Raw genomic sequence first — 20,305 nt, forward strand, 5'->3', positions numbered from 1 at the left:
AACTTTGCGTAGAAAAGTGTAAATAAATCACTGACCAGGTCGATAAATCGGGTCAGGCAATCGAGGTGTGAGGCCAGAGAGTAAGATGCTGCAAGTCAGTGAAATCAGTCAGCAAGATTATGATGCGTTCAGAGGGTTTTTGGAACAGGCTTGCGGGATCCTGTTAGGGGATGGCAAGCAATATCTCATCATTAATCGTCTCGCCCGTTTATTGCGAGAAGAAAAGATTGCTTCGGTCGCCATGCTGTTAACGGCACTTGAGTGCAACTCGCCTCGACATTTGCGCGGTGCAGTTATTGATGCCATGACCACGAATGAAACCTCTTGGTTCAGAGATGGTGGCCCGTTTACTGTGTTCGAAAAGTACTTGTTAACTGAAATAGACAAGCGGCTCACGGGGCAGGGGCGTATCTGGTCTGCGGCCTGCTCATCCGGTCAAGAGCCATATACGATAAGCATATTGATTAATGAGTATTTACGAAAAAACCCGGACAGCGCACTAAACAATGTGCAAATTATTGGCACGGATATTTCACAAAATATGCTGACATTGGCCCGCGAAGCCTGCTATGAAGAAGCGATGCTGGCGCGGGGTATTTCAGCAACCCGGCGGCAGCAGTTTTTCAAGCCATCAGGTGAACAATGGCAATTGATAGATACGGTACGGCGGCGGGTTCAGTTTCGTGAGCAAAATCTGCTGGAAAGCTTTACGGGGCTGGGCCGGTTTGATGTGGTGTTTTGCCGTAATGTACTGATTTATTTTTCGGCGCAACGTAAAGCCGATATTCTGGATAGAATGGCACAGGCCATGAATCCCGGGGGACTTTTGTTTCTTGGCGCTTCAGAAACGATAAGTGGTTACAGCGATGCCTTTGAGTTACGCCGGTTTCCAGAAGGGGTTATTTATCAGCGTCGCTGATCGACTCGTCACGGGTTAATAATCTGGGAGAAGCCACGGTTGTCGATGCCGGTTGAAAGACGCCTCGCAGTGTAGCAATAAACGTCTTAATGGCACGAAAAAGACGTGGCAAAAGCCAGATAGTCAGCAACACAAAACCAACCAACAGAACAATAAATATCCAGGGCTGGGTCAGCGCCAGCCACAAACCGGCTATCACCAGCAGATCTTCGGTAATGGATGCCAGACTGTTACTAAAAGGCTCTGGGGACGTGTTAATCATCAATCGACTTCCTGCCTTACTGAGATGACTACTGGTGGCAAGCGCACCGCCAGTCAGCAACATCGCCAACTCTGTTGGCGCAGACAAATCGCCAACGATACCCGCTGCCAGCAATGCACCTGCCGGAATCCGGACAAAGGTTTGCAATACATCCCAGGCCGTATCAACACCGGGAATTTTATCGGCAAAAAACTCCACAAAATACAGCGTCATGACAACGCCAATGACCACCGGATCGCTTAAAATCTGTAGACCCGCTGGTAAAACAATGATGTCGTAGGTTTGCAGTAAACCGAGTAACAGCAGCGTTGCATACAGGTTAATGCCGCTGGCCCAGGCCACCGCCAAACTGAGTATCAGCAGACTGACAACGTCCAATCGCGCCTCCCGTTTGTTATAGTGATCACACTCAATCACAATGAACCTTGTCTGATGATACGCCGAAACGATCTTGTCGACTATTGCGATAACTTATTACTGCCGCAGCAGTTTCAAGACTATTGCCCGAATGGACTGCAAGTTGCCGGTCAGGAAGACATTGCGCATATCGTGACCGGGGTAACGGCAAGTGAAGCGTTAATCGATGCGGCGATTGCTGCCAAGGCGCAGGCGATTTTGGTGCATCATGGTTATTTTTGGCGAGGTGAGCCAGCAGAAATTACCGGGATCAAGCAGCGAAGGCTGAAAAAACTGTTGGCCCATGATATCAACCTGATGGCATATCACCTGCCTTTGGACGCGCACCCGCAACTTGGCAATAATGCGCAACTCGCGACCTTGATGGATTGGTCGGGAGCAGGGCAGATTAAGGGGACAGGCCAACCCGCTATTGCCTGGCATGGCAGTGTAACAAAGCCCTGTTCATTGGCGGAATTGACCGATACGCTTTCAGCCCGTTTGCAGCGTACACCACTTGTTATCAAGGGACATGATCGTCCTGTAAAAACAATTGGCTGGTGTACCGGTGCGGCGCAAGGCTATTTGGCGCAAGCAATTGAGATGGGATTGGATGCGTTTGTGAGTGGCGAAATATCGGAGCCAACGGTCCACCTTGCCCGTGAAGCCGGTATTCACTATCTGGCAGCCGGGCATCATGCTACGGAGCGCTATGGTGTGAAGGCATTGGGTGAAGCGATTGCCAAAGCCTTGCCGGTCACAGTGCAATTCATTGATATTGATAATCCAGTCTAATAGGGAACTGACAATGCTGACACACATGCAGGATTGGATAGATAAGGTACAACACTTTTTTCGGGTGACGCTCTGGCAGGAGGCCATTGAACAGGGCAGCCAAATTAAGCAGTTGGGCGTACGCCTGTTACGGGTTACCTATGTGATGGGACGAGAGCTGGGTACTGGGCAATTAAGTCTGCGTGCCATGAGTCTGGTATTTACCACTTTATTATCGTTGGTACCTCTCATTGCAGTGTCTTTTTCAGTATTGAAAGCGTTCGGTGTCCATAATCAGATCGAGCCATTTTTACTGGGTATGCTTGAGCCGCTTGGTACCAAAGGCGCAGAGTTGACCGCTAACATCATCGGCTTTGTTGAAAATATCAAAGTTGGTGTCTTGGGTTCTTTAGGTTTGGTTATGTTGTTTTACACCATTATCGGCCTGATTCAGAAAGTGGAAAGTGCCTTTAATTATGTTTGGCGGGTTGAACGGCCCAGGACGCTGGCTCGTCGTTTTACCGACTATCTCAGTGTGTTGATGATTGGGCCGGTGCTGGTTTTTTCAGCGCTGGGGATCACTGGCGCGGCACTGGATAATGATTTTGTGGTCCGCATGCAATCTATCGAACCCTTTGGCACATTGCTACTGCTGCTCAGTAAATTACTGCCTTATTTCATGATTATTCTGGCATTTACCTTTTTATACACGTTTATTCCCAATACCCGGGTCAAACTGGGAGCTGCTTTTACCGGTGCTGCGGTGGCCGGCATACTGTGGGTCACATTAGGTACGCTATTTGCCAAATTCGTCGCATCGTCGACGAATTACACGGCAATTTATTCCAGTTTCGCCATTTTGTTTTTCTTCATGATATGGGTTTATTTGGCTTGGTTTATTTTATTGATAGGCTCACAGGTAGCGTTTTATTTGCAACATCCAAAGCTGGTTCAGTTGGGCGGTAAAGCGCAGCAGTTAAGTCCCCGGCTGAGAGAGAAAGAAGGCTTGTGGTTGATGACCGCCATTGCCAGACGGTTTTGTCAGGGAGAACCGCCATTTACCCTGCAGGAACTGGAGCAAAAAACGGCGCTGAGCAGCGCCAGCTTGCTGGAATTGCTCTCCATTCTGGAGCAAGGCAGCTTGCTCACCGAACTTGCCGGTGAGGGTATTCGTTATGCGCCAGCCTGTGATGTGGCGAGCATCACCGCAAAACAGGTTCTGGATTGTCTGCGCAGTGCCGAAGAGCGCGATTTGGTGCCACTTCGGCATCGCAGTGAACCGTCCGTTGATAAATTATTGGCAGCGTTATTGTCGGCACAGCAGCAAGTGACGGCTGACGTCACCTTGCGTGAATTGGCGATAGGCAAATCAGATGACTGATTTTTCCGGGCTTGTCGGCCGGCGGATTTTACTCGGGGTGACGGGCAGTATTGCGGCTTATAAATCAGCAGATCTGGTGCGGCGACTTCAGGATGCGGGCGCTGAGGTCCGGGTAATGATGACTGAGGCTGCTTGTCAATTTATCACGCCGCTCACGATGCAGACCTTGAGCGGTTTTCCTGTTGCTTTGAATCTGCTTGATGCCGATGAAGAATCAACCATGGGCCACATTTCTCTGGCACGATGGGCTGACTGGATACTGATTGCGCCAGCGACTGCTGACACGTTGGCCAGGTTGGTACATGGCCGGGCAGATGATGTGCTGACAGCCACCGTATTGGCGAGTGAAGCGTCTTTGGCCGTGGCGCCAGCGATGAATAATAAAATGTGGTCTCACCCTGCAACCAAAGCCAATTTGACCACCTTGCAACAAAGACACGTCTGTATTCTGGGGCCAGCCAGTGGTGAGCAGGCCTGTGGCGAAACTGGAGAAGGCCGATTGTTGGAGCCTGCCGATATTCTGCAGCAGTTTGCCGCATACTTGCGTCCGCCCAGACTGGCAGGTAAGCAGATTGTGATTACGGCTGGCCCAACCTTTGAGCCTATTGATCCCGTACGTTTTCTAGGTAATCACAGCAGCGGCAAGATGGGCTTTGCCTTGGCCGCTGCGGCGGTGGATGCCGGGGCGACAGTGACTTTAATCAGCGGGCCGGTGAATTTGTCGACCCCCAAAGGGGTGACGCGAATTGACGTAACGACCGCCACGCAAATGTACTCGCAGGCAATGCAATGTATCGAAGCGTGTCATATTTTTATTGGTTGTGCGGCGGTAGCGGATTATCGGGTGGCACAACCTGCTAGCCAGAAACATAAAAAAAACAGTCAGCCGCTGAGCCTGAGTCTAATCGAAAACCCGGATATTATTGCGGCTGTCGCATCAGCCGAACACCGTCCGGCAATGGTCATTGGTTTTGCCGCTGAGACAGAAAATCTGGCAACGTATGCTAAAACCAAGTTAAAAACCAAAAAACTGGATATGATTGCTGCTAATCTGGTTGCACAAGGCAAGGTCTTTGGCAGCGATCAAAATGCCTTGCAGGTATACTGGCCGGATGGTGAAAGACAGCTGCCTTTGGCACCTAAAACTCGCTTGGCCCAAGATTTGATGGATTTAATCACTGAGCACTACCATGCAAAAGATACAACTTAAGTTATTGGACCCGCGTCTAGGCGATACGATTGCCTTACCAAATTATGCGACAACCGGTTCTGCCGGCCTGGATTTACGCGCCTGCCTTGAACAATCAGTCTGTTTGCAGCCTGGAGAAACCACATTGATCCCCACCGGGCTGGCAATTCACATTGATGATCCGACACTGGCGGCAGTGTTGTTGCCGCGCTCTGGTCTGGGGCATAAACACGGCATTGTGCTGGGTAATCTGGTTGGGTTGATTGACAGTGATTATCAGGGGCAAATTTTTGTGTCCTGCTGGAATCGGGGGCAGCATCCGTTTGATATTGAAATTGGTGAACGTATTGCGCAAATGGTGTTTGTCCCAGTCGCCCAGGTTGCTTTTGAACAAGTAGATGAATTTTCGGCGAGTGAGCGTGGAACCGGAGGCTTCGGACATACCGGAAGACAATAATGAGCGCCACGCCGCAGCTAAAAAAAGCATTCTCCCGACGATTTCATTCGACCGGTATTTTGTTTGGTGTTTTGCTGCTGTTGGTGGTTGTCTGGGCGATTAGGCAATTTGACTTAGATGCCCAGCAATCGCGCTATCAGCAATCACGTTACCTGTCTGATCAGCTGATTACGGAAAAAACAAAACGGGCGGCAAATACGATTCAGTCCTGGCATCAACAAGCGGGAAAAGTCGCAGAGTTATCGTCTTGGACAGCGGTCAAACAATACTGTTTGTTAGACGAGATTCCGCTTCAACCTGATGATGATTTATGTCTGCCGGTCAGTTTTATTACCCTCGCAGCGTTAAGGCAGGCTGATCAGGCTGGTACTGCACCGGTAGTGATGATCCAGTCCGAGTCAAAAGGCACTTATATAGAGTTGGTTCGCAAAGCAGGCGATCAATATCTTATCGTGGCGCTGCAGCCAGATTTACTAAAAGCGATGTCACAAACCTGGGCAGACAACGGGTATTGGGCACTGTATCAAGGAAGCAGTAATGCGAAGCCACTGGCAGTCAGTGGTGATCGCCAATGGATGACGCAGACGCCCGACCAAACGGCAGATATTCCGGGCAGTTATTGGCAGTTACGTTTCTGGGCTGGAGAAATGCCATCACCGCCATTAATGTCGCCTTTGTTGTGGTATATCGCTGGATTAATCCTAGCGATAGTGAGCTGGTGGTTTCTCGTGATTTTATTGCCTCCACCGCCCAAGAAGCGACCTAAGCGCGATATTAGTAAACCCGCTCCCGAAGTGATTGCTTCTTATGAGCCGCGAATTTTGACGGGTTATGATCGTGAACGTTATTCAGCCACTGAAGATACTGATCCAGAGTCGATGCAGGTCACCGTTGATAATGAGAATAATGATGCTGCAGAGACTGACATATCAACAGAGGCGGTGTCAGAAGCGAATAGCGATACAATCGAATACCAGCATTATGATGCCTTTGATAGTCCGCCGCCAGAAGAAGACAGTCGACCGGCGCAGACAACACCAGATGTATTGGATTTTGATTGGCAGGATGGCGACTCAAATGATGAGGCGCCCGTGCTTGACGAGGAACCACCACCCTCTGACGCCATGACGTCAAATCACGAGAAGCCTGCTGAGCCAGAATCCGAATTGCCCCAGCCAACCGATATTTCTTTAATGCCTGCTCTCGATGTAGCCATGCAAAATGATAAACGCGTTGATGATGATATGACGCCAGATCGGGCAGCGAAAACGGAAATTGACCCGGCTATTTTCAAAACATACGACATACGCGGCATTGTTGGCAGCCAATTGAACGAAGACATTATGTATCGTTTGGGTCAAGTGATTGGCAGTGAGGCGTTGAGCCGAGGGCAAAAACAGATTGTTCTGTCACGTGATGGGCGACATAGCAGTACTGCCTATGCTACTGCCGTGGCGAAAGGCTTGAATGCAACAGGCTGTGACGTCATTGATATTGGTGCCATGCCGACCCCGGTTTTGTATTTTGCAACACATCACTTAGAAACCAATTCCGGCGTGATGATCACCGGCAGTCATAATCCGTCTGATTACAATGGCATCAAAATTGTTTTAGCTGGTGAAACATTGGCCGGTGAGTCGATAAAAATGTTACGGCAGCGGCTGGCCTTTGATGAAATCCGTAGCGGTTCTGGTAATTATCTTCAACAAGCGGTCCATGATGCCTATATTGCCAAAGTGGCTGAACAGATTAGCTTATCCCGGAAATTGCAGATAGTCGTCGACTGTGGCAACGGGATTGCTGGGCCCATCGCGCCAGTTTTATTGGAGCGAATTGGCTGCAAGGTCACGCCACTTTACTGTGATGTCGATGGCGATTTTCCGAATCATCATCCCAATCCCGGTGATCCAGAAAATCTTCAGGCATTAATTGCGAAAGTCAGTGAGGTTGGCGCTGATCTTGGGCTGGCTTTTGATGGCGATGGCGATCGACTGGGGGTGGTCACTGCCAGCGGCGACATTATCTGGCCGGATAGGCTGTTACTGCTGTTTGCTCAGAATGTATTGGCTGAATATCCCGGCGAAACCATTCTATATGATGTGAAAAGTACCAGTCTGCTAAGAGAGCTCATCACACGCGCCGGCGGCAATCCAGTGATGGTGGCATCTGGCCACTCCCTGATACGCAAAGCGCTGCAAGAAAGTGGTGCCAGACTGGCCGGGGAGATGAGTGGCCATTTGTTTTTTGCGGATCGCTGGTATGGCTTTGATGATGCTTTATACGCGGCCTGTCGCCTGCTAGAATTACTGGCGGCTGATCCGGCGGGACGGCAGCGTACGCCAGATCAAATCTTCGCGGCACAGCCTCGGCGCAGAAACACCCCGGAAATACATATTCCCATGCCGGATCCGGCGACGCGCCAATTCATGCGTCGGTTTAGCGAAAAGGCCGTCTTCGCTGAGGCAAATATCAGTGATATTGATGGCATCAGAGCAGATTTTCATGATGGTTGGGGGCTGGTCAGGGCGTCCAATACGGTGCCGGGGCTGACCGTGCGTTTTGAAGCGGCAACGCAATCAGGACTCACGCGAATACAACAGTTATTTGCCACCCAGATGCGGCAGATTAAACCCGATTTGGATTTGCCTTTTTAACGGCAACATTAACCAGAGTTTAGTGCATGAGTATAAATCAACAGCGGGCAACGCAGATTGCTCAGGTTTTAACGGAAGCCCTCCCTTATATTCAACGGTTTTCCGGAAAAACACTGGTCATCAAATATGGTGGTAATGCGATGACTGATGATGCCCTGAAAAACAGTTTTGCCCGCGACGTCGTCTTACTGAAAGCGGTTGGCATTAATCCGGTCATTGTCCATGGCGGCGGCCCGCAAATTGGCGCCCTGTTGGAAAAAATTGGCAAGCAATCCGAGTTTATCAATGGCATGCGTGTGACTGACCGCGAGACCATGGATATTGTAGAAATGGTGTTAGGCGGACAGGTCAATAAAAGCATTGTTAACCTGATTAATAGCCACGGTGGTCGTGCGGTGGGGCTGACAGGCAAAGATGGCAGCCTGATTTTTGCAGAAAAAATGCAGTTTTCTGCCGGCGATCCAACATTGAATGCTTCAGAAGTCATTGATTTAGGGCATGTTGGCAAAGTCAGCAGTATCGATACTGGCGTTATCGATATGTTGATAAACAGTGACTTTATCCCGGTTATTGCTCCGGTCGGCGTTGGCAAAGATGGCGAGTCCTATAATATTAATGCCGATCTGGTTGCTGGCAAAATCGCCGAAGTGTTGCAGGCGGAAAAGCTGATTTTATTGACAAATACGCCAGGTCTGCTGGATGCTGATGGCACATTATTGACCGGATTAAATGCCAGACAAGTGAATGATTTGATTGAACAAGGCGTGATTTATGGCGGTATGTTGCCAAAAATCGGTTGTGCGCTGGATGCCGTGCAAGCGGGCGTTACCAGCGCGCACATTATTGATGGTCGTGTTCAACATGCGGTGTTACTGGAAATGTTTACCGATGAAGGCGTCGGCACCTTGATTCGAGGAGGCGGACGCTGATGACCGTGGAAGTCAAGTCCGCTCGCGCTGAGGTAAAACAGTCCCGTCGCCAGGCGATTCTTGAAGCGCTGGCCAATGAGCTGGAACAAAACCCGGGTGAACGTATTACTACAGCGCGCCTCGCCGCGAGCTTAGGTGTCTCTGAAGCCGCTCTATATCGGCATTTTCCTAGCAAGGCACGGATGTTTGAGGGGTTGATTGCCTTTGCAGAAGAGACGATTTTTGCGCTGATCGCACGGATCTTGGAAGAGGAAAAGAACGCACTGAGCCGTTGTGAAAAAGTAATTGGTTTGATGCTAGGGTTCAGTGCACGTAATCCGGGCATTACCAGTGTGCTGGTCGGGGTGGCCTTAACCGGAGAAACGGAACGTTTACGCATTCGGGTCAGTCAGTTGTTTGACCGTTTGGAAACCCAGTTCAGGCAGATTTTGCGAGAGCGTGAGCTGACCTTGACGCAGGCCGGCGGACGACCTGTTAATGAGACGGCCAATTTGTTGTTATGTATTGTTGAAGGTCACATGCAACAATATGTACGAAGTGGTTATCGGCAATCGCCATTGCAGGGCTGGGAAAAACAATGGCCACTGATTGCCATGACATTAAAGGATTATCAATGATCAATGTAGTGGTGGTAGGCGAAGCGACATTACGGGGCATTGACTTAAGTCAGGATGCGGATTTTCAGGTAACCATCGTCACCGCGACTGAACTGAATCACATTATTGCCCAAGTAACGCAAGCTCAGGCGAATATCGTGCTGCTGGATCAGCATCATGATGAGTTGCATGCGGAAGTCATCTGTTCATTGCTGGCCAGGCAGTATCCGGCGTCGCAGAGCTTGATTTTGACCGATACGCGTCCGGATTTTGCCATGTTGGCCCGTACCGGATTTTCAGTACGGGGCTATCTCACCTCAGATCAACATGCCTTGCTAGGCAAGGCCATCCGTGCGCTCCATAGTGGTGAAGCCTGGCTACCAAGACGGCTTGTTGCCGAAATGTTGAACCGGTTTGCAGCAGGTAGTTTGGCCGCGTGATATAACCCTGTTGACAGGTGAGCGATAACGTTCCTTGTCAACAATCCAATTAATCAATCAGGACAACCCGCTATGAATAAGCCAACCAAGCTTATTTCAGTCATTATGTGTGGTGGTGCCGGCTCTCGGCTGTGGCCTTTGTCTCGTGCCGAACACCCGAAACCGTTTATTGAAATGCCGGATCGGCAAAGTCTGATCAAAAAAGCAGCCTTGCGCGCTGCCGCATTGCCGGGCGCGGTCGAGCTGTTGGTGGTTTCCAATGAAGCACTGTTATTTAATCTTCACGATGAAATTGCCCCGGTGATTGCGCCGGACCAGAAATTAACTTATCTCTTGGAGCCGGTTGCCAAAAACACCACAGCGGCTATTGCTGCGGCCGTTCATCGGATTATTGCCGTGCATGGCGAAGATGCCACATTAATGGTGTTATCTGCAGATCATCTAATCGAAGACGAACTGGCTTTTGCCAATGCCGTGAATGAAGCCGTGACCTTATCGGCGCAAGACTATCTGGTGTCTTTCGGGATCAAGCCGGATCGTCCGGAAACCGGCTTTGGCTATTTGCAGATCACCGATGACAAAGTCAGCAAGTTTATAGAAAAGCCCCAGCGTGAAGAAGCTGAAAAACTGGTGGCATCAGGTGATTATTACTGGAACGCTGGTATGTTCTGTTTTAAAGCCAGTGTTATGCGTCAGGAATTAGCCGAGTACTGTCCCGCCATTTTGCAAGCTACGCAAAAGGCCGTCGCCTTGTCTGGTCAGATTCGGCTTAATGATGCGCTGGTATTACGGTTGGCGGCCGAGCACTTTCAGGATATTGAAGACATTTCCATCGATTATGCGGTCATGGAAAAAACCCGTCATGCGGCGGCGGTCGCCTGTGATATTGGCTGGCATGATGTTGGCTCTTGGCAGGCATTGAGTGAAATTTATGAGCATGACAACGATGGCAATGCAATTCGTGCTGAGGTGTGTCTGCATCAGGCAAAAAATTCGTTCTTTTACAGTGACGACAGGTTGATTGGCGCGGTTGGGGTAGAGAATTTGATTATTGTTGATACACCTGATGCGATTTTGGTAGCAGATAAAGCGGCCAGTCAGGATGTGAGGCAGATCTACAAGGCGCTGAAACAGCAGGATCATCCGACACATCGGTTTCACAACAAGGTTTATCGCCCATGGGGCAGTTATACGGTATTAGAGGTTGCCGACCATTACAAAATAAAACGAATTGAAGTGAACCCGGGCGCCAGCCTCAGTTTGCAATCGCATCAATACCGCTCAGAACATTGGGTCGTGATTGAAGGCACGGCACTGGTGATTAACGACGATAAACAATTGACGATTGCCCAGAATGAATCGACCTACATCCATGCAGGACATAAACATCGCCTAAGTAATCCATACACTGAAAAGCTAGTCATTATTGAAGTACAGACGGGTGATTATGTTGGGGAAGATGACATTAAGCGTTATGAGGATGTTTACGGTAGAGTCAGGAATTTACCTGCTTAACTCTTGAAAAAAATCACTTAGTCCCCAGCTAGTCAAACAGTTGTGTAACGGGTGCGGTACAATACCCCGTTAACTTTTTTGCGATCTTGGATATAAGCTGGCCGTATGGCACAAAAAAAACAAAAAACAGACCTCCATAAAGCTTTGGGGTTATGTCGACAATCGTTTCTGACCGCTGGATTTTTCAGTCTTTTCATTAATGCACTCATGCTGGTGCCTGCGATTTACATGTTGCAGCTTTACGACAGAGTCATTACCAGCGGTAGCGAATCCACCTTATTGATGCTGACAATTATTGTTGTCGTGCTGTTTATTACGTTGGGCTTGTTAGAGTGGGTACGGTCGCGAATTTTAATTAAAGTCGGGACGCGACTCGATCTATTATTAAATGCGCGGCTTTTCGATGCGACGTTTAAAAGTTCATTAATGACGGGAAAGGGCAGCTCGCAACCATTAGATGATTTACGGGGATTGCGTCAATTTTTAAGTGGTAACGGCATGTTTGCCTTTTTTGATTCTCCGTGGGTACCGATTTACATAGCGGTGATGTACTTATTCCATCCTTGGTATGGCACGGTTGCGGTTATTACGGTCATTATTTTATTGACCTTGGCATTAATAAATGAAAAGCGGACCAATAAGCCACTTCAAGAAGCCAATGTCATTTCTATCGAGCAGCGCGAACAACTGAACAAAAATCTGCGCAATGCGGAAGTAGTCCAGTCGATGGGGATGCTGAATGGTCTGCGCCAACGTTGGAATAGCTCTTCGGAAAAAATTCTAGAATTACAAGAAAGTGCTAGTAAAAAGGGGGGCAGTATCTCAACACTGTCCAAAAATATTCGTCTCATGTCCCAGTCCTTGATTCTAGGTTTGGGTGCCTATCTAGTGCTGGAGCAGCAAATTACGCCTGGTTTGATGATTGCCGGTTCTATTTTGCTTGGCCGGGCGCTGGCACCAATTGATCTCATGATTAATGCTTGGAAAGGATTCATCGCTGCCCGTGGTCAGTATGGTCGATTGAATGAGTTGTTGACTAAAATTCCGAATGAAGAAGAGCGGATGCCCCTGCCAGCCCCAGAGGGAAATTTACAGGCTGAAAGTATTATTGTTGTACCGCCAGGGGGGAGAGTCCCGGTCATACAAGGTGTCAATTTTGAGCTCAAAGCCGGCCAGTCGCTGGGTATCATCGGGCCGAGTGCGGCAGGTAAATCGACGTTGGCCCGCGCCTTATTGGGTATCTGGCCTGTTGCCAACGGCAAGGTTAGGTTAGACGGCGCTGATGTCTATGACTGGAAGCGTGAGGAATTGGGTCCGTACATCGGTTATTTACCTCAGGATGTTGAATTATTTGATGGCACGATCAGCGAGAATATTGCCCGTTTTGGCGAAGTTGATCCGGCGGCTGTTGTTGATGCAGCCAAAAAAGCCGATGTACACGATATGATTCTTGCCCTTGAACAAGGTTATGACACCAAAATATCAGGTACCGGCGGCGTATTATCCGGCGGGCAACGGCAACGGATTGGCCTTGCCAGAGCGATTTACGGTAACCCGCGTTTAGTCTTGCTGGATGAACCCAATGCCAATCTGGATGACAAAGGAGAATTGGCTTTGGCTGGAGCGATAGAAAAAGTCAAAGCCCATGGTACGACCTTAATCATTATTTCTCATAAAAAAGGCATTTTGGGTCAGCTGGATAACCTGTTGATGATGCGTGATGGTTATCAAGTGGCTTATGGTTCGAAAGAAGATGTGATGAAGCATATCCAGCAAAGTACGCAAGCAATCAAAAATACTGCAACAACGGCCCAATCATGAAAGATATAACTGAATTTAACAGCGACGCGACGCGGGCTAAAGCGGAGCAGTCCCAATCGTCACTTTCTGTTTCAGACCGGCCTTACCGTTGGTTCGGTGTCTTGGTGTTGTTGCTGACATTTGGGATTTTTGGCGGTTGGGCTTATACCGCCAAAATAGACAATGCGTCACTAGCGCCGGGCTTTGTCAGTGTTAAATACAATAGTAAATCAGTACAGCATTTGGATGGTGGCATCGTGACAGAGCTGAACGTCCGTGAAGGTGATCTGGTCGAAGCGGGAGACGTGCTGATTGTATTGGATGATACACAAATTCGAGCTCAGCGCGATATTACGATGGGACAACTATTGTCTTTGAGTGCTTTGGAGTCGCGTCTCATTGCAGAGCAAACCTGGCAGGAAAAAGTTGATTATCCCGAGTTGTTGCAAGTCGCTGATGATCCGCGGGCGGCCGAAGCCATGATGGTTGAAAATGAAATTTTCAAGGCACGTCGAGAATCCATGACTGGTGAAGTCAAAGTGCTGGAACAACGTATTCAACAATTACGTAATCGGCGCGTGGGTCTGGAAGCGCAACGTGACAGTAATGAAAGGCTGACCAAGTCCCTGACCGAGGAAATCGATGAGTTGCGTGATCTGCTCAAAGAAGGATTCGCTGAAAAACAACGTCTGCGCGAGCGCGAGCGTCAGTTTAATGAGGCGGAAGGATCTATTGGCGAATTGACTGCCGAGATTGCGGCCCTTGATGTTCAGATTGGTGAAACCCGACTGGAAATTCTGCAATTGCGTAAAGAACGCAGTGAAGAAGTTGCCACCCGGTTGGCAGAAGTTCAAAACAGTCTCTTTGATGTCCGTGAAAAACTGACTGCTCAGGAAGATGTATTGAGAAAAACCCAGATTCTAGCACCGGTCACAGGCAAAGTGCTGGGCTTGGCTGTCCATACAATTGGTGGGGTTATCGGGCCGAGAGAACGAATCATGGAAATTGTGCCTGAAGACGAAGAGTTAGCCATTATTGCTAGAGTGAATCCGATAGATATTGACCGTGTGTCGGTTGGTCAGTCAGCCGAAGTCCGGTTCAGCGCTTTCCACTTTGGTACGACACCACGCATGTTTGCAGAAGTGGTTAAAGTATCGCCAGATCGGATTCAAGATAGAGACAGTAAGGAGGTTTATTACGAAGCCCGTCTGGAAGTGACAACCGAGAGTTTGCTGGAGATGAATAATTTGGTCGTTTTACCGGGTATGCCGGCCGAGGTGTTGATTTCATCCGGTGAGCGCACTCTCTTTGAATATCTGTCCAAACCGGTGACCGATGCCTTCTCCCGTGCTTTTTTAGAAGAATAGCGAGCCTAGACTATGTTGCGAAGACCGTCTTTTTTTCTAGTCATACTTCTTACAGTCAGTTTTTCAAAGCAGATATTGGCGCAGGATCTGGTCGCCATCTATCAACAGGTTGAACTGTCTGATCCTCGTTTGTTGATCGGCCATCAAAATTACCAGATCGGCGAAGCCCGACAGCGGCAAGCCTTAGGTGAGTTATTGCCACAGGCCAACTTTAGCAGCAGTCTGACCAGTACAGAGCGGGAGGTGGATGACCTCGACTCGTTCGAGCAATTTGGTGGTGAACGTTATGCCATCTCCGTGCGTCAACCGTTATTCAATATGGAGCGGTTTCGTTCATGGCAACGGGCCAAATCCGTTACCGAACAGTTTGGTTATAAACGTGACGATACGGTAGCTAAGGTAAGGCTGGATACAATTGAACGTTATTTTCAATATCTAAAAGCCAAAGATGAATTAAACCTGATCACTGAAGACAAGGCTGATACCAAACTGAGACTCGAACAAACGCAGGCATTGTTTGATAAAAATCTGGTCCGCATAACCGAGTTACTGGAAGTCCAGTCGTCGTTGGATTTACTGGAAGCACAGGAAATTAGCGCAGAACAAACGCTGGAAATGGCGCGCGAAAGTTTAATTGAAATTACTGGCCAGCCAGTCAGTTATGTGGCCCAGTTGCGGGAAGAGACGAACTTTGCCAGACCGGAAATGAGCGTTGATGAATTACTGGATCGGGCCATGCTGCACAACCCGGCGCTCAATGCATTAGGGTCGGAAATTGATGCCGCTAAAAAGAATATTCAAAGTAAACGTGCGCAGCATTTGCCAACGGTCAATCTGGAACTGAGCAAACAGGAAACCGACATTGGTTTTGATAACACGCAGACACCGAAAAGCGACAGCGAAGTTATTTCATTGAGTATTAATGTGCCGATTTATTCTGGTGGTGTCACTTCAGCGCGTGTTGAAGAGTCTGCAAGACAGCTAGTTGTCAGTCAGGCCACATTAGATCAGACACGTAGAGAGATTATCAAAGAACTCAAAGATATGTTTTTCGGCATGCGCTCGACCCTGAGACAGATTGAAGCGACTGATAAAGCGATTACCTCGGCCAGTAAATCCCTGGAAGCCATGAATCGCGGCTTTGAACTCGGAATGAGCACAATTTCTGATGTTTTAGATGCGCAAAAAGAGTTATTGAGCGCCAAACGCAGTCACCAGCAAGCACGATATGATTATGTCATTACTAGAGCCAGACTGGCTTTTCTCTCTGGTGGAATGGATGAGCAGGTGATGGCTGAAATTAACAGCTGGTTAGACTGATCCTTGAACATACTTCATGTTTATAAATGTGCCTTGCCACTCAGTACCGGTGGCATTGAGCATGTGATCGAAGAGCTGTGTCAGCAGACCATCAAATTCGGTCACCGCAATACCATTGTTTGTCTGTCCGATAAGGTTGCCGACAAACAAACGATGGATTTGCCCTACGGACAATTAATCGTATTTCCACAAAATGTCGAAATTGCTTCCTGTGGATTTTCCCTTTCGTTGCTGAAGGCATTTCGCCAACTGGCGCAACAACATGATATTTTGCATTTTCAGTTTCCCTGGCCGTTTGCCGATGTATTGGCAATGCTGACGAATCGGCCTTATGTTGTCACCTATCAATCCGATATTGTTCGTCAGCGTGGCTGGTTGAAGCTGTACCGGCCATTGATGAAACGTTTTTTATCCCGCGCGGCAGCCGTGACGGCCAGTTCGCCTAACCTGCTTAAAAATAGTCCGGTATTAAGCCAGTTAACCAAAACCCCCGTTGTCATTCCTAATGGCATTGGGGACGAAATACCCGCATTGGATACGGCCTTGGTAGCGCGTTTTTCGGCTCAGTTACCGGATAAATTTATCCTGTTTATTGGCGCTTTTCGCTATTACAAGGGCATTGATACCTTGATTGAGGCAGCCGCCAAAACAGCAGTACATATTGTGATTTGTGGTGATGGACCGTTGCGTCAGACTTTCGAATCGCAAATTGAAGCGCAACAACTGGATAACGTAACATTATTGGGCTTTGTTGAAGAAGGCGAAAAAAATGCCTTGCTCAGTTTATGTACCGCGCTGGTTTTGCCTTCAGGTTACGCTTCGGAAGCGTATGGGATGGTATTGGTTGAAGCGGCCAGAATGGGGAAACCGTTAATTTCGACTGAGCTAGGCACGGGGACAACCTTTATTAATCAGGCCGATAAGACAGGGCTAGTCTTGCCACCCGGTGATGCTGAGAAATTGGCGTCAGCCATGACCTGGTTGAGTGAGCATCCCGAGCAGGCCACAGAAATGGGCCAAGCCAGTCGACAACGATTTGCTGATCACCTCACAGCAAGCCGCATGGGCGTGGCTTATGATGGCCTTTACCGCAGCATCATGGCGGCTGTCTGACCGATGTCACAGCGGCCTGCCCAGACAACAACAAAGGAACCGACATTGAAAACGGCGATAATTACCGGGATAACGGGCCAGGACGGCGCTTACCTTGCAGACCTGCTACTTGGCAAAGGTTACCGCGTGATAGGCACCTACCGTCGCAGCAGCTCCGTCAACTTCTGGCGTCTGGACATGCTGGGCGTTCGCCACCACCCGGATCTGCAACTTCGCGAATTTGACCTGACCGACCTCAGCAACTGCATTCGGCTGTTATCAGACAGCCAACCAGACGAAGTCTACAACCTGGCAGCACAAAGCTTTGTTGGCGTCTCCTTTGAACAACCGTTGACCACTGCCGACATCAGCGGTATTGGTGTCTTAAACCTGCTGGAAGCCATTCGCATCGTTGACAAAGGGATCCGCTTTTATCAAGCCAGCACCTCCGAACTGTACGGCAAAGTCCAACAAATCCCCCAAACCGAAGACACCCCTTTTTACCCGCGCAGCCCCTATGCTGTTGCCAAACTGTTCGGTCACTGGAGCGTTGTCAACTACCGCGAATCCTACGACCTGTTTGCCAGCAGTGGCATCCTGTTCAACCACGAATCCCCATTACGCGGCAAAGAATTCGTCACCCGCAAAATCACCGACCGGGTTGCCCGCCTGGCCGATGGCGACCCGGCACCGTTACGGCTTGGCAACATGGACGCCAAACGAGACTGGGGCTATGCCAAAGAATACGTTGACGGCATGTGGCGCATGCTGCAACACGAGCGTGCTGACACCTTCGTACTGGCGACTAATGAAACCCACTCCGTGCGTGACTTTGTCAGCTGGGCATTTGCCGCTGTTGACAAACACATTGACTGGCAGGGCAGTGGTGACACCGAACAAGGCCGAGACAGTCAAACGGGTCAATTACTGGTTGAAGTAGACCCGGCATTTTACCGTCCTGCGGAAGTCGAACTGCTGATAGGCGACTATCGCAAGGCAAAAGAGGCACTGGGCTGGTCGCCGCAGACCGACGTTGCGCAGTTATGCAAGATGATGGTTGACAGTGATCGGCAGAAGATTGCCAATGGGGTGTCGTTTTGACGATCAGATCGGTGAGACAAGCAGACCTGTTGGTAGATCAGGTGACACCTTAAGGCGAGGAAATCAGGCTTATGCTGCGTTCAATCTGGCATTATCGCGGGTTCATTTTTTCCTCGATTCGACACGAGTTCAGACTCCGTTTTGTGCGCAGTAAACTGGGCGGGCTATGGATTATTATCAGTCCCTTGGCGCAGATCGCTATTTATGCCATCGTCTTATCCAGCGTGTTGTCTGCCAAATTGCAAGGCGTCGAAAATACGCATGCCTATGCTATTTATCTGATTACCGGCATTTTTGCCTGGAGTTTTTTCTCGGAAATCATGAGCCGGTGTCTGACGGTCTATCTCGATAATGCCAATCTGATTAAAAAAATCCGCTTTCCAAAGAGTGCGCTGCCCATCATTATCCTCGGCGGCAGCCTGATGAATAGTCTATTTTTATTCATGGCTGTAGTCGTTATTTACATGATCATGGGGCATTATCCAGATATACATTATTGGGCGCTCATCCCGGTCACGCTGGTGATGATGCTGTTTGCCATGGGCGTGGGGCTGATTTTAGGGGTGTTAAATGTGTTTATCCGCGATATCAGTCAGATCTTCCCGATACTGCTGCAATTAGGCTTCTGGTTAACACCGATTATTTATCCGATTAATATCTTGCCCGAGTCAGTGCAGTATTTGGTGCAATTTAATCCGTTATTTCATCTGATGGACAGCTATCATCAAATCATGGTGTATCAGGCGTATCCCGATTGGCAATCACTGGGCGTGATGCTGCTCATCAGCTTGGGCTTATTAGCGCTTGCAATGACCTTGGTGCGGCGATCCGGCCCGCAAATGGTTGACGTGTTATGACCTTATTATCGGTCAAAAATCTGAGTAAAACCTATGTGCAATATCGATCTGAGTTGCATCGTATCGCCAGTTGGTTCGGTTGGCGCAATGCGCCGGTAACCACGATACCGGTATTGCAGGACATCAGTTTTGATATCAGCCAAGGGGAATCGGTAGGCATTATTGGTCAGAATGGTGCCGGTAAATCCACTTTGCTCAAGCTGATTGTTGGCACTTTGCAAAAAACATCGGGTGATATCAACCAGTATGGGCGTATCTCTGCGATTCTGGAATTGGGCATGGGCTTTAATCCGGATTTGACTGGCAGGCAAAACGTACGTCATGCGGCAGGTTTGATGGGGTTTCATCCCAATGAAATTGAGACCATGCTGCCCGACATCGAAGACTTCGCTGAAATTGGTGACAAATTTGATGCTCCGGTGCGGACGTATTCTACTGGTATGCAAATGCGGGTGGCGTTTGCGGTAGCCACGGCAGTGCGGCCAGATTTGCTGATAATTGATGAAGCTTTATCAGTGGGTGATAGCTATTTTCAGCATAAAAGCTTCGATCGCATCAAAGACTTTACCCGGCGTGGCACTTCTCTGTTAATTGTTTCGCATGACATTAACGCTGTTTTATCCTTATGTAATCGCGCAATTTTATTGGATAACGGCAAGCTGCTGCGCGATGGTGAGCCGGAAATGATTATGGATTATTACAATGCCATTATCGCTAAAAAAGAACGCAGCAAATTACAGGTGACACAAGTTGCCGATGGCCGGCAGCAGATCATTTCCGGGACGGGAGAAGTCCGGATCGAAAAAGTCCGACTCTGTGGAGAGGATGGCGCTGATATCAGCAATGTGCCCATTGGCGAACAGGTCACGTTGGAAGTCGCGACTTATGTCGAACAAGCGGTTGATGAGCTGGTGGTGGGCTACATGATCAAAGACCGACTGGGTCAGCAGGTCTTTGGTACGAATACCCACTATCTCAAAGCGACGTTGCATGATTTGAAGCCGGGCGACACACCGATTATTCGATTTACGTTTGAGGCCAATATGGGCGCTGGTAGTTATGCCGTCACTGTCGCCTTGCATAGCAGTGAAAATCATCTCAATGATAATTATGAGTGGCGTGATATGGCGCTGGTTTTTTCTGTCATTAGCCTGCAAAAACTGACTTTTTTTGGTTATAACTGGCTACCACCGACGGTGACGACCACTACCGATAAATCAGCGTAAATCATGTCTTGCAACGTGATGAACGATCAG

Annotated in this window: 18 protein-coding genes; 17 read left to right on the forward strand and 1 reads right to left on the reverse strand. The window is 49.0% G+C overall.

Annotated features, from left to right (window positions below; all coding sequences use genetic code 11):
- Positions 1 to 85 precede the first annotated feature (85 nt).
- On the forward strand, positions 86 to 919 hold the full coding sequence (locus tag Q7C_RS10910) for a CheR family methyltransferase (RefSeq protein WP_014704831.1): 834 nt from the start codon (positions 86 to 88) through the stop codon (positions 917 to 919).
- Here Q7C_RS10910 and Q7C_RS10915 read toward each other — a convergent pair.
- Complete coding sequence (locus tag Q7C_RS10915; protein ID WP_014704832.1) at positions 900 to 1,559, reverse strand: DUF4126 domain-containing protein; 660 nt, start codon at positions 1,557 to 1,559, stop codon at positions 900 to 902. The two genes, Q7C_RS10910 and Q7C_RS10915, sit on opposite strands and share 20 nt — an antisense overlap.
- A gap of 54 nt (positions 1,560 to 1,613) precedes the next feature.
- On the opposite strand from Q7C_RS10915, the gene Q7C_RS10920 reads away from it, so the two are divergent.
- The 16 genes from Q7C_RS10920 (at position 1,614) to Q7C_RS10995 (ending at position 20,275) form a co-directional block, all read left to right on the forward strand.
- Positions 1,614 to 2,372, forward strand: coding sequence for a Nif3-like dinuclear metal center hexameric protein (locus Q7C_RS10920; protein ID WP_014704833.1), 759 nt, complete (start codon positions 1,614 to 1,616; stop codon positions 2,370 to 2,372).
- 13 nt (positions 2,373 to 2,385) lie between these two features.
- Positions 2,386 to 3,732, forward strand: a complete 1,347-nt coding sequence (locus Q7C_RS10925; protein ID WP_014704834.1) for a YihY/virulence factor BrkB family protein — start codon at positions 2,386 to 2,388, stop codon at positions 3,730 to 3,732.
- Entirely contained in the window at positions 3,725 to 4,942 is a 1,218-nt protein-coding gene (gene coaBC / locus Q7C_RS10930; protein WP_014704835.1) for a bifunctional phosphopantothenoylcysteine decarboxylase/phosphopantothenate--cysteine ligase CoaBC, read from the forward strand. Before Q7C_RS10925 ends, coaBC begins: the two co-directional genes overlap by 8 nt.
- Positions 4,923 to 5,378 carry a dUTP diphosphatase gene (gene dut, locus Q7C_RS10935; protein WP_014704836.1) on the forward strand — a complete coding sequence of 152 codons (456 nt, stop codon included), beginning with the start codon at positions 4,923 to 4,925 and terminating at the stop codon, positions 5,376 to 5,378. Before coaBC ends, dut begins: the two co-directional genes overlap by 20 nt.
- Positions 5,378 to 8,032 (forward strand): phosphomannomutase/phosphoglucomutase, encoded by a 2,655-nt coding sequence (locus Q7C_RS13910; protein WP_014704837.1) that lies wholly within the window; start codon positions 5,378 to 5,380, stop codon positions 8,030 to 8,032. The genes dut and Q7C_RS13910 overlap by 1 nt, the downstream gene beginning before the upstream one ends.
- A 26-nt stretch (positions 8,033 to 8,058) precedes the next feature.
- The gene (argB, locus tag Q7C_RS10945; protein WP_014704838.1) at positions 8,059 to 8,961 is read left to right on the forward strand and encodes an acetylglutamate kinase; all 903 of its coding nucleotides are present in this window, start codon (positions 8,059 to 8,061) and stop codon (positions 8,959 to 8,961) included.
- A complete protein-coding gene (gene slmA / locus Q7C_RS10950; protein WP_014704839.1) occupies positions 8,961 to 9,578 on the forward strand; it encodes a nucleoid occlusion factor SlmA in 618 nt (205 codons plus the stop codon). Before argB ends, slmA begins: the two co-directional genes overlap by 1 nt.
- Positions 9,575 to 9,997 carry a response regulator transcription factor gene (locus tag Q7C_RS10955; protein WP_014704840.1) on the forward strand — a complete coding sequence of 141 codons (423 nt, stop codon included), beginning with the start codon at positions 9,575 to 9,577 and terminating at the stop codon, positions 9,995 to 9,997. The genes slmA and Q7C_RS10955 overlap by 4 nt, the downstream gene beginning before the upstream one ends.
- 72 nt (positions 9,998 to 10,069) lie before the next feature.
- Positions 10,070 to 11,512 carry a mannose-1-phosphate guanylyltransferase/mannose-6-phosphate isomerase gene (locus Q7C_RS10960; RefSeq protein ID WP_014704841.1) on the forward strand — a complete coding sequence of 481 codons (1,443 nt, stop codon included), beginning with the start codon at positions 10,070 to 10,072 and terminating at the stop codon, positions 11,510 to 11,512.
- A 105-nt stretch (positions 11,513 to 11,617) separates the two neighbouring features.
- Positions 11,618 to 13,333: a type I secretion system permease/ATPase gene (locus tag Q7C_RS10965; RefSeq protein WP_014704842.1), complete on the forward strand. Its 1,716-nt coding sequence runs from the start codon at positions 11,618 to 11,620 to the stop codon at positions 13,331 to 13,333.
- The gene (locus Q7C_RS10970; RefSeq protein WP_014704843.1) at positions 13,330 to 14,679 is read left to right on the forward strand and encodes an HlyD family type I secretion periplasmic adaptor subunit; all 1,350 of its coding nucleotides are present in this window, start codon (positions 13,330 to 13,332) and stop codon (positions 14,677 to 14,679) included. The genes Q7C_RS10965 and Q7C_RS10970 overlap by 4 nt, the downstream gene beginning before the upstream one ends.
- Before the next feature lie 12 nt (positions 14,680 to 14,691).
- Entirely contained in the window at positions 14,692 to 15,999 is a 1,308-nt protein-coding gene (locus Q7C_RS10975) for a TolC family outer membrane protein (protein ID WP_083839466.1), read from the forward strand.
- 3 nt (positions 16,000 to 16,002) lie between these two features.
- Positions 16,003 to 17,112 (forward strand): glycosyltransferase, encoded by a 1,110-nt coding sequence (locus Q7C_RS10980; protein ID WP_014704846.1) that lies wholly within the window; start codon positions 16,003 to 16,005, stop codon positions 17,110 to 17,112.
- 45 nt (positions 17,113 to 17,157) lie between these two features.
- Entirely contained in the window at positions 17,158 to 18,192 is a 1,035-nt protein-coding gene (gmd, locus tag Q7C_RS10985; protein ID WP_041367142.1) for a GDP-mannose 4,6-dehydratase, read from the forward strand.
- Between the two features lie 71 nt (positions 18,193 to 18,263).
- Positions 18,264 to 19,049 carry an ABC transporter permease gene (locus tag Q7C_RS10990; RefSeq protein WP_014704848.1) on the forward strand — a complete coding sequence of 262 codons (786 nt, stop codon included), beginning with the start codon at positions 18,264 to 18,266 and terminating at the stop codon, positions 19,047 to 19,049.
- Positions 19,046 to 20,275, forward strand: coding sequence for an ABC transporter ATP-binding protein (locus Q7C_RS10995; protein ID WP_014704849.1), 1,230 nt, complete (start codon positions 19,046 to 19,048; stop codon positions 20,273 to 20,275). The genes Q7C_RS10990 and Q7C_RS10995 overlap by 4 nt, the downstream gene beginning before the upstream one ends.
- The last annotated feature ends 30 nt before the right edge of the window (positions 20,276 to 20,305 follow it).

The sequence above is a fragment of the Methylophaga frappieri genome, assembly GCF_000260965.1.
Classification (GTDB): domain Bacteria; phylum Pseudomonadota; class Gammaproteobacteria; order Nitrosococcales; family Methylophagaceae; genus Methylophaga; species Methylophaga frappieri.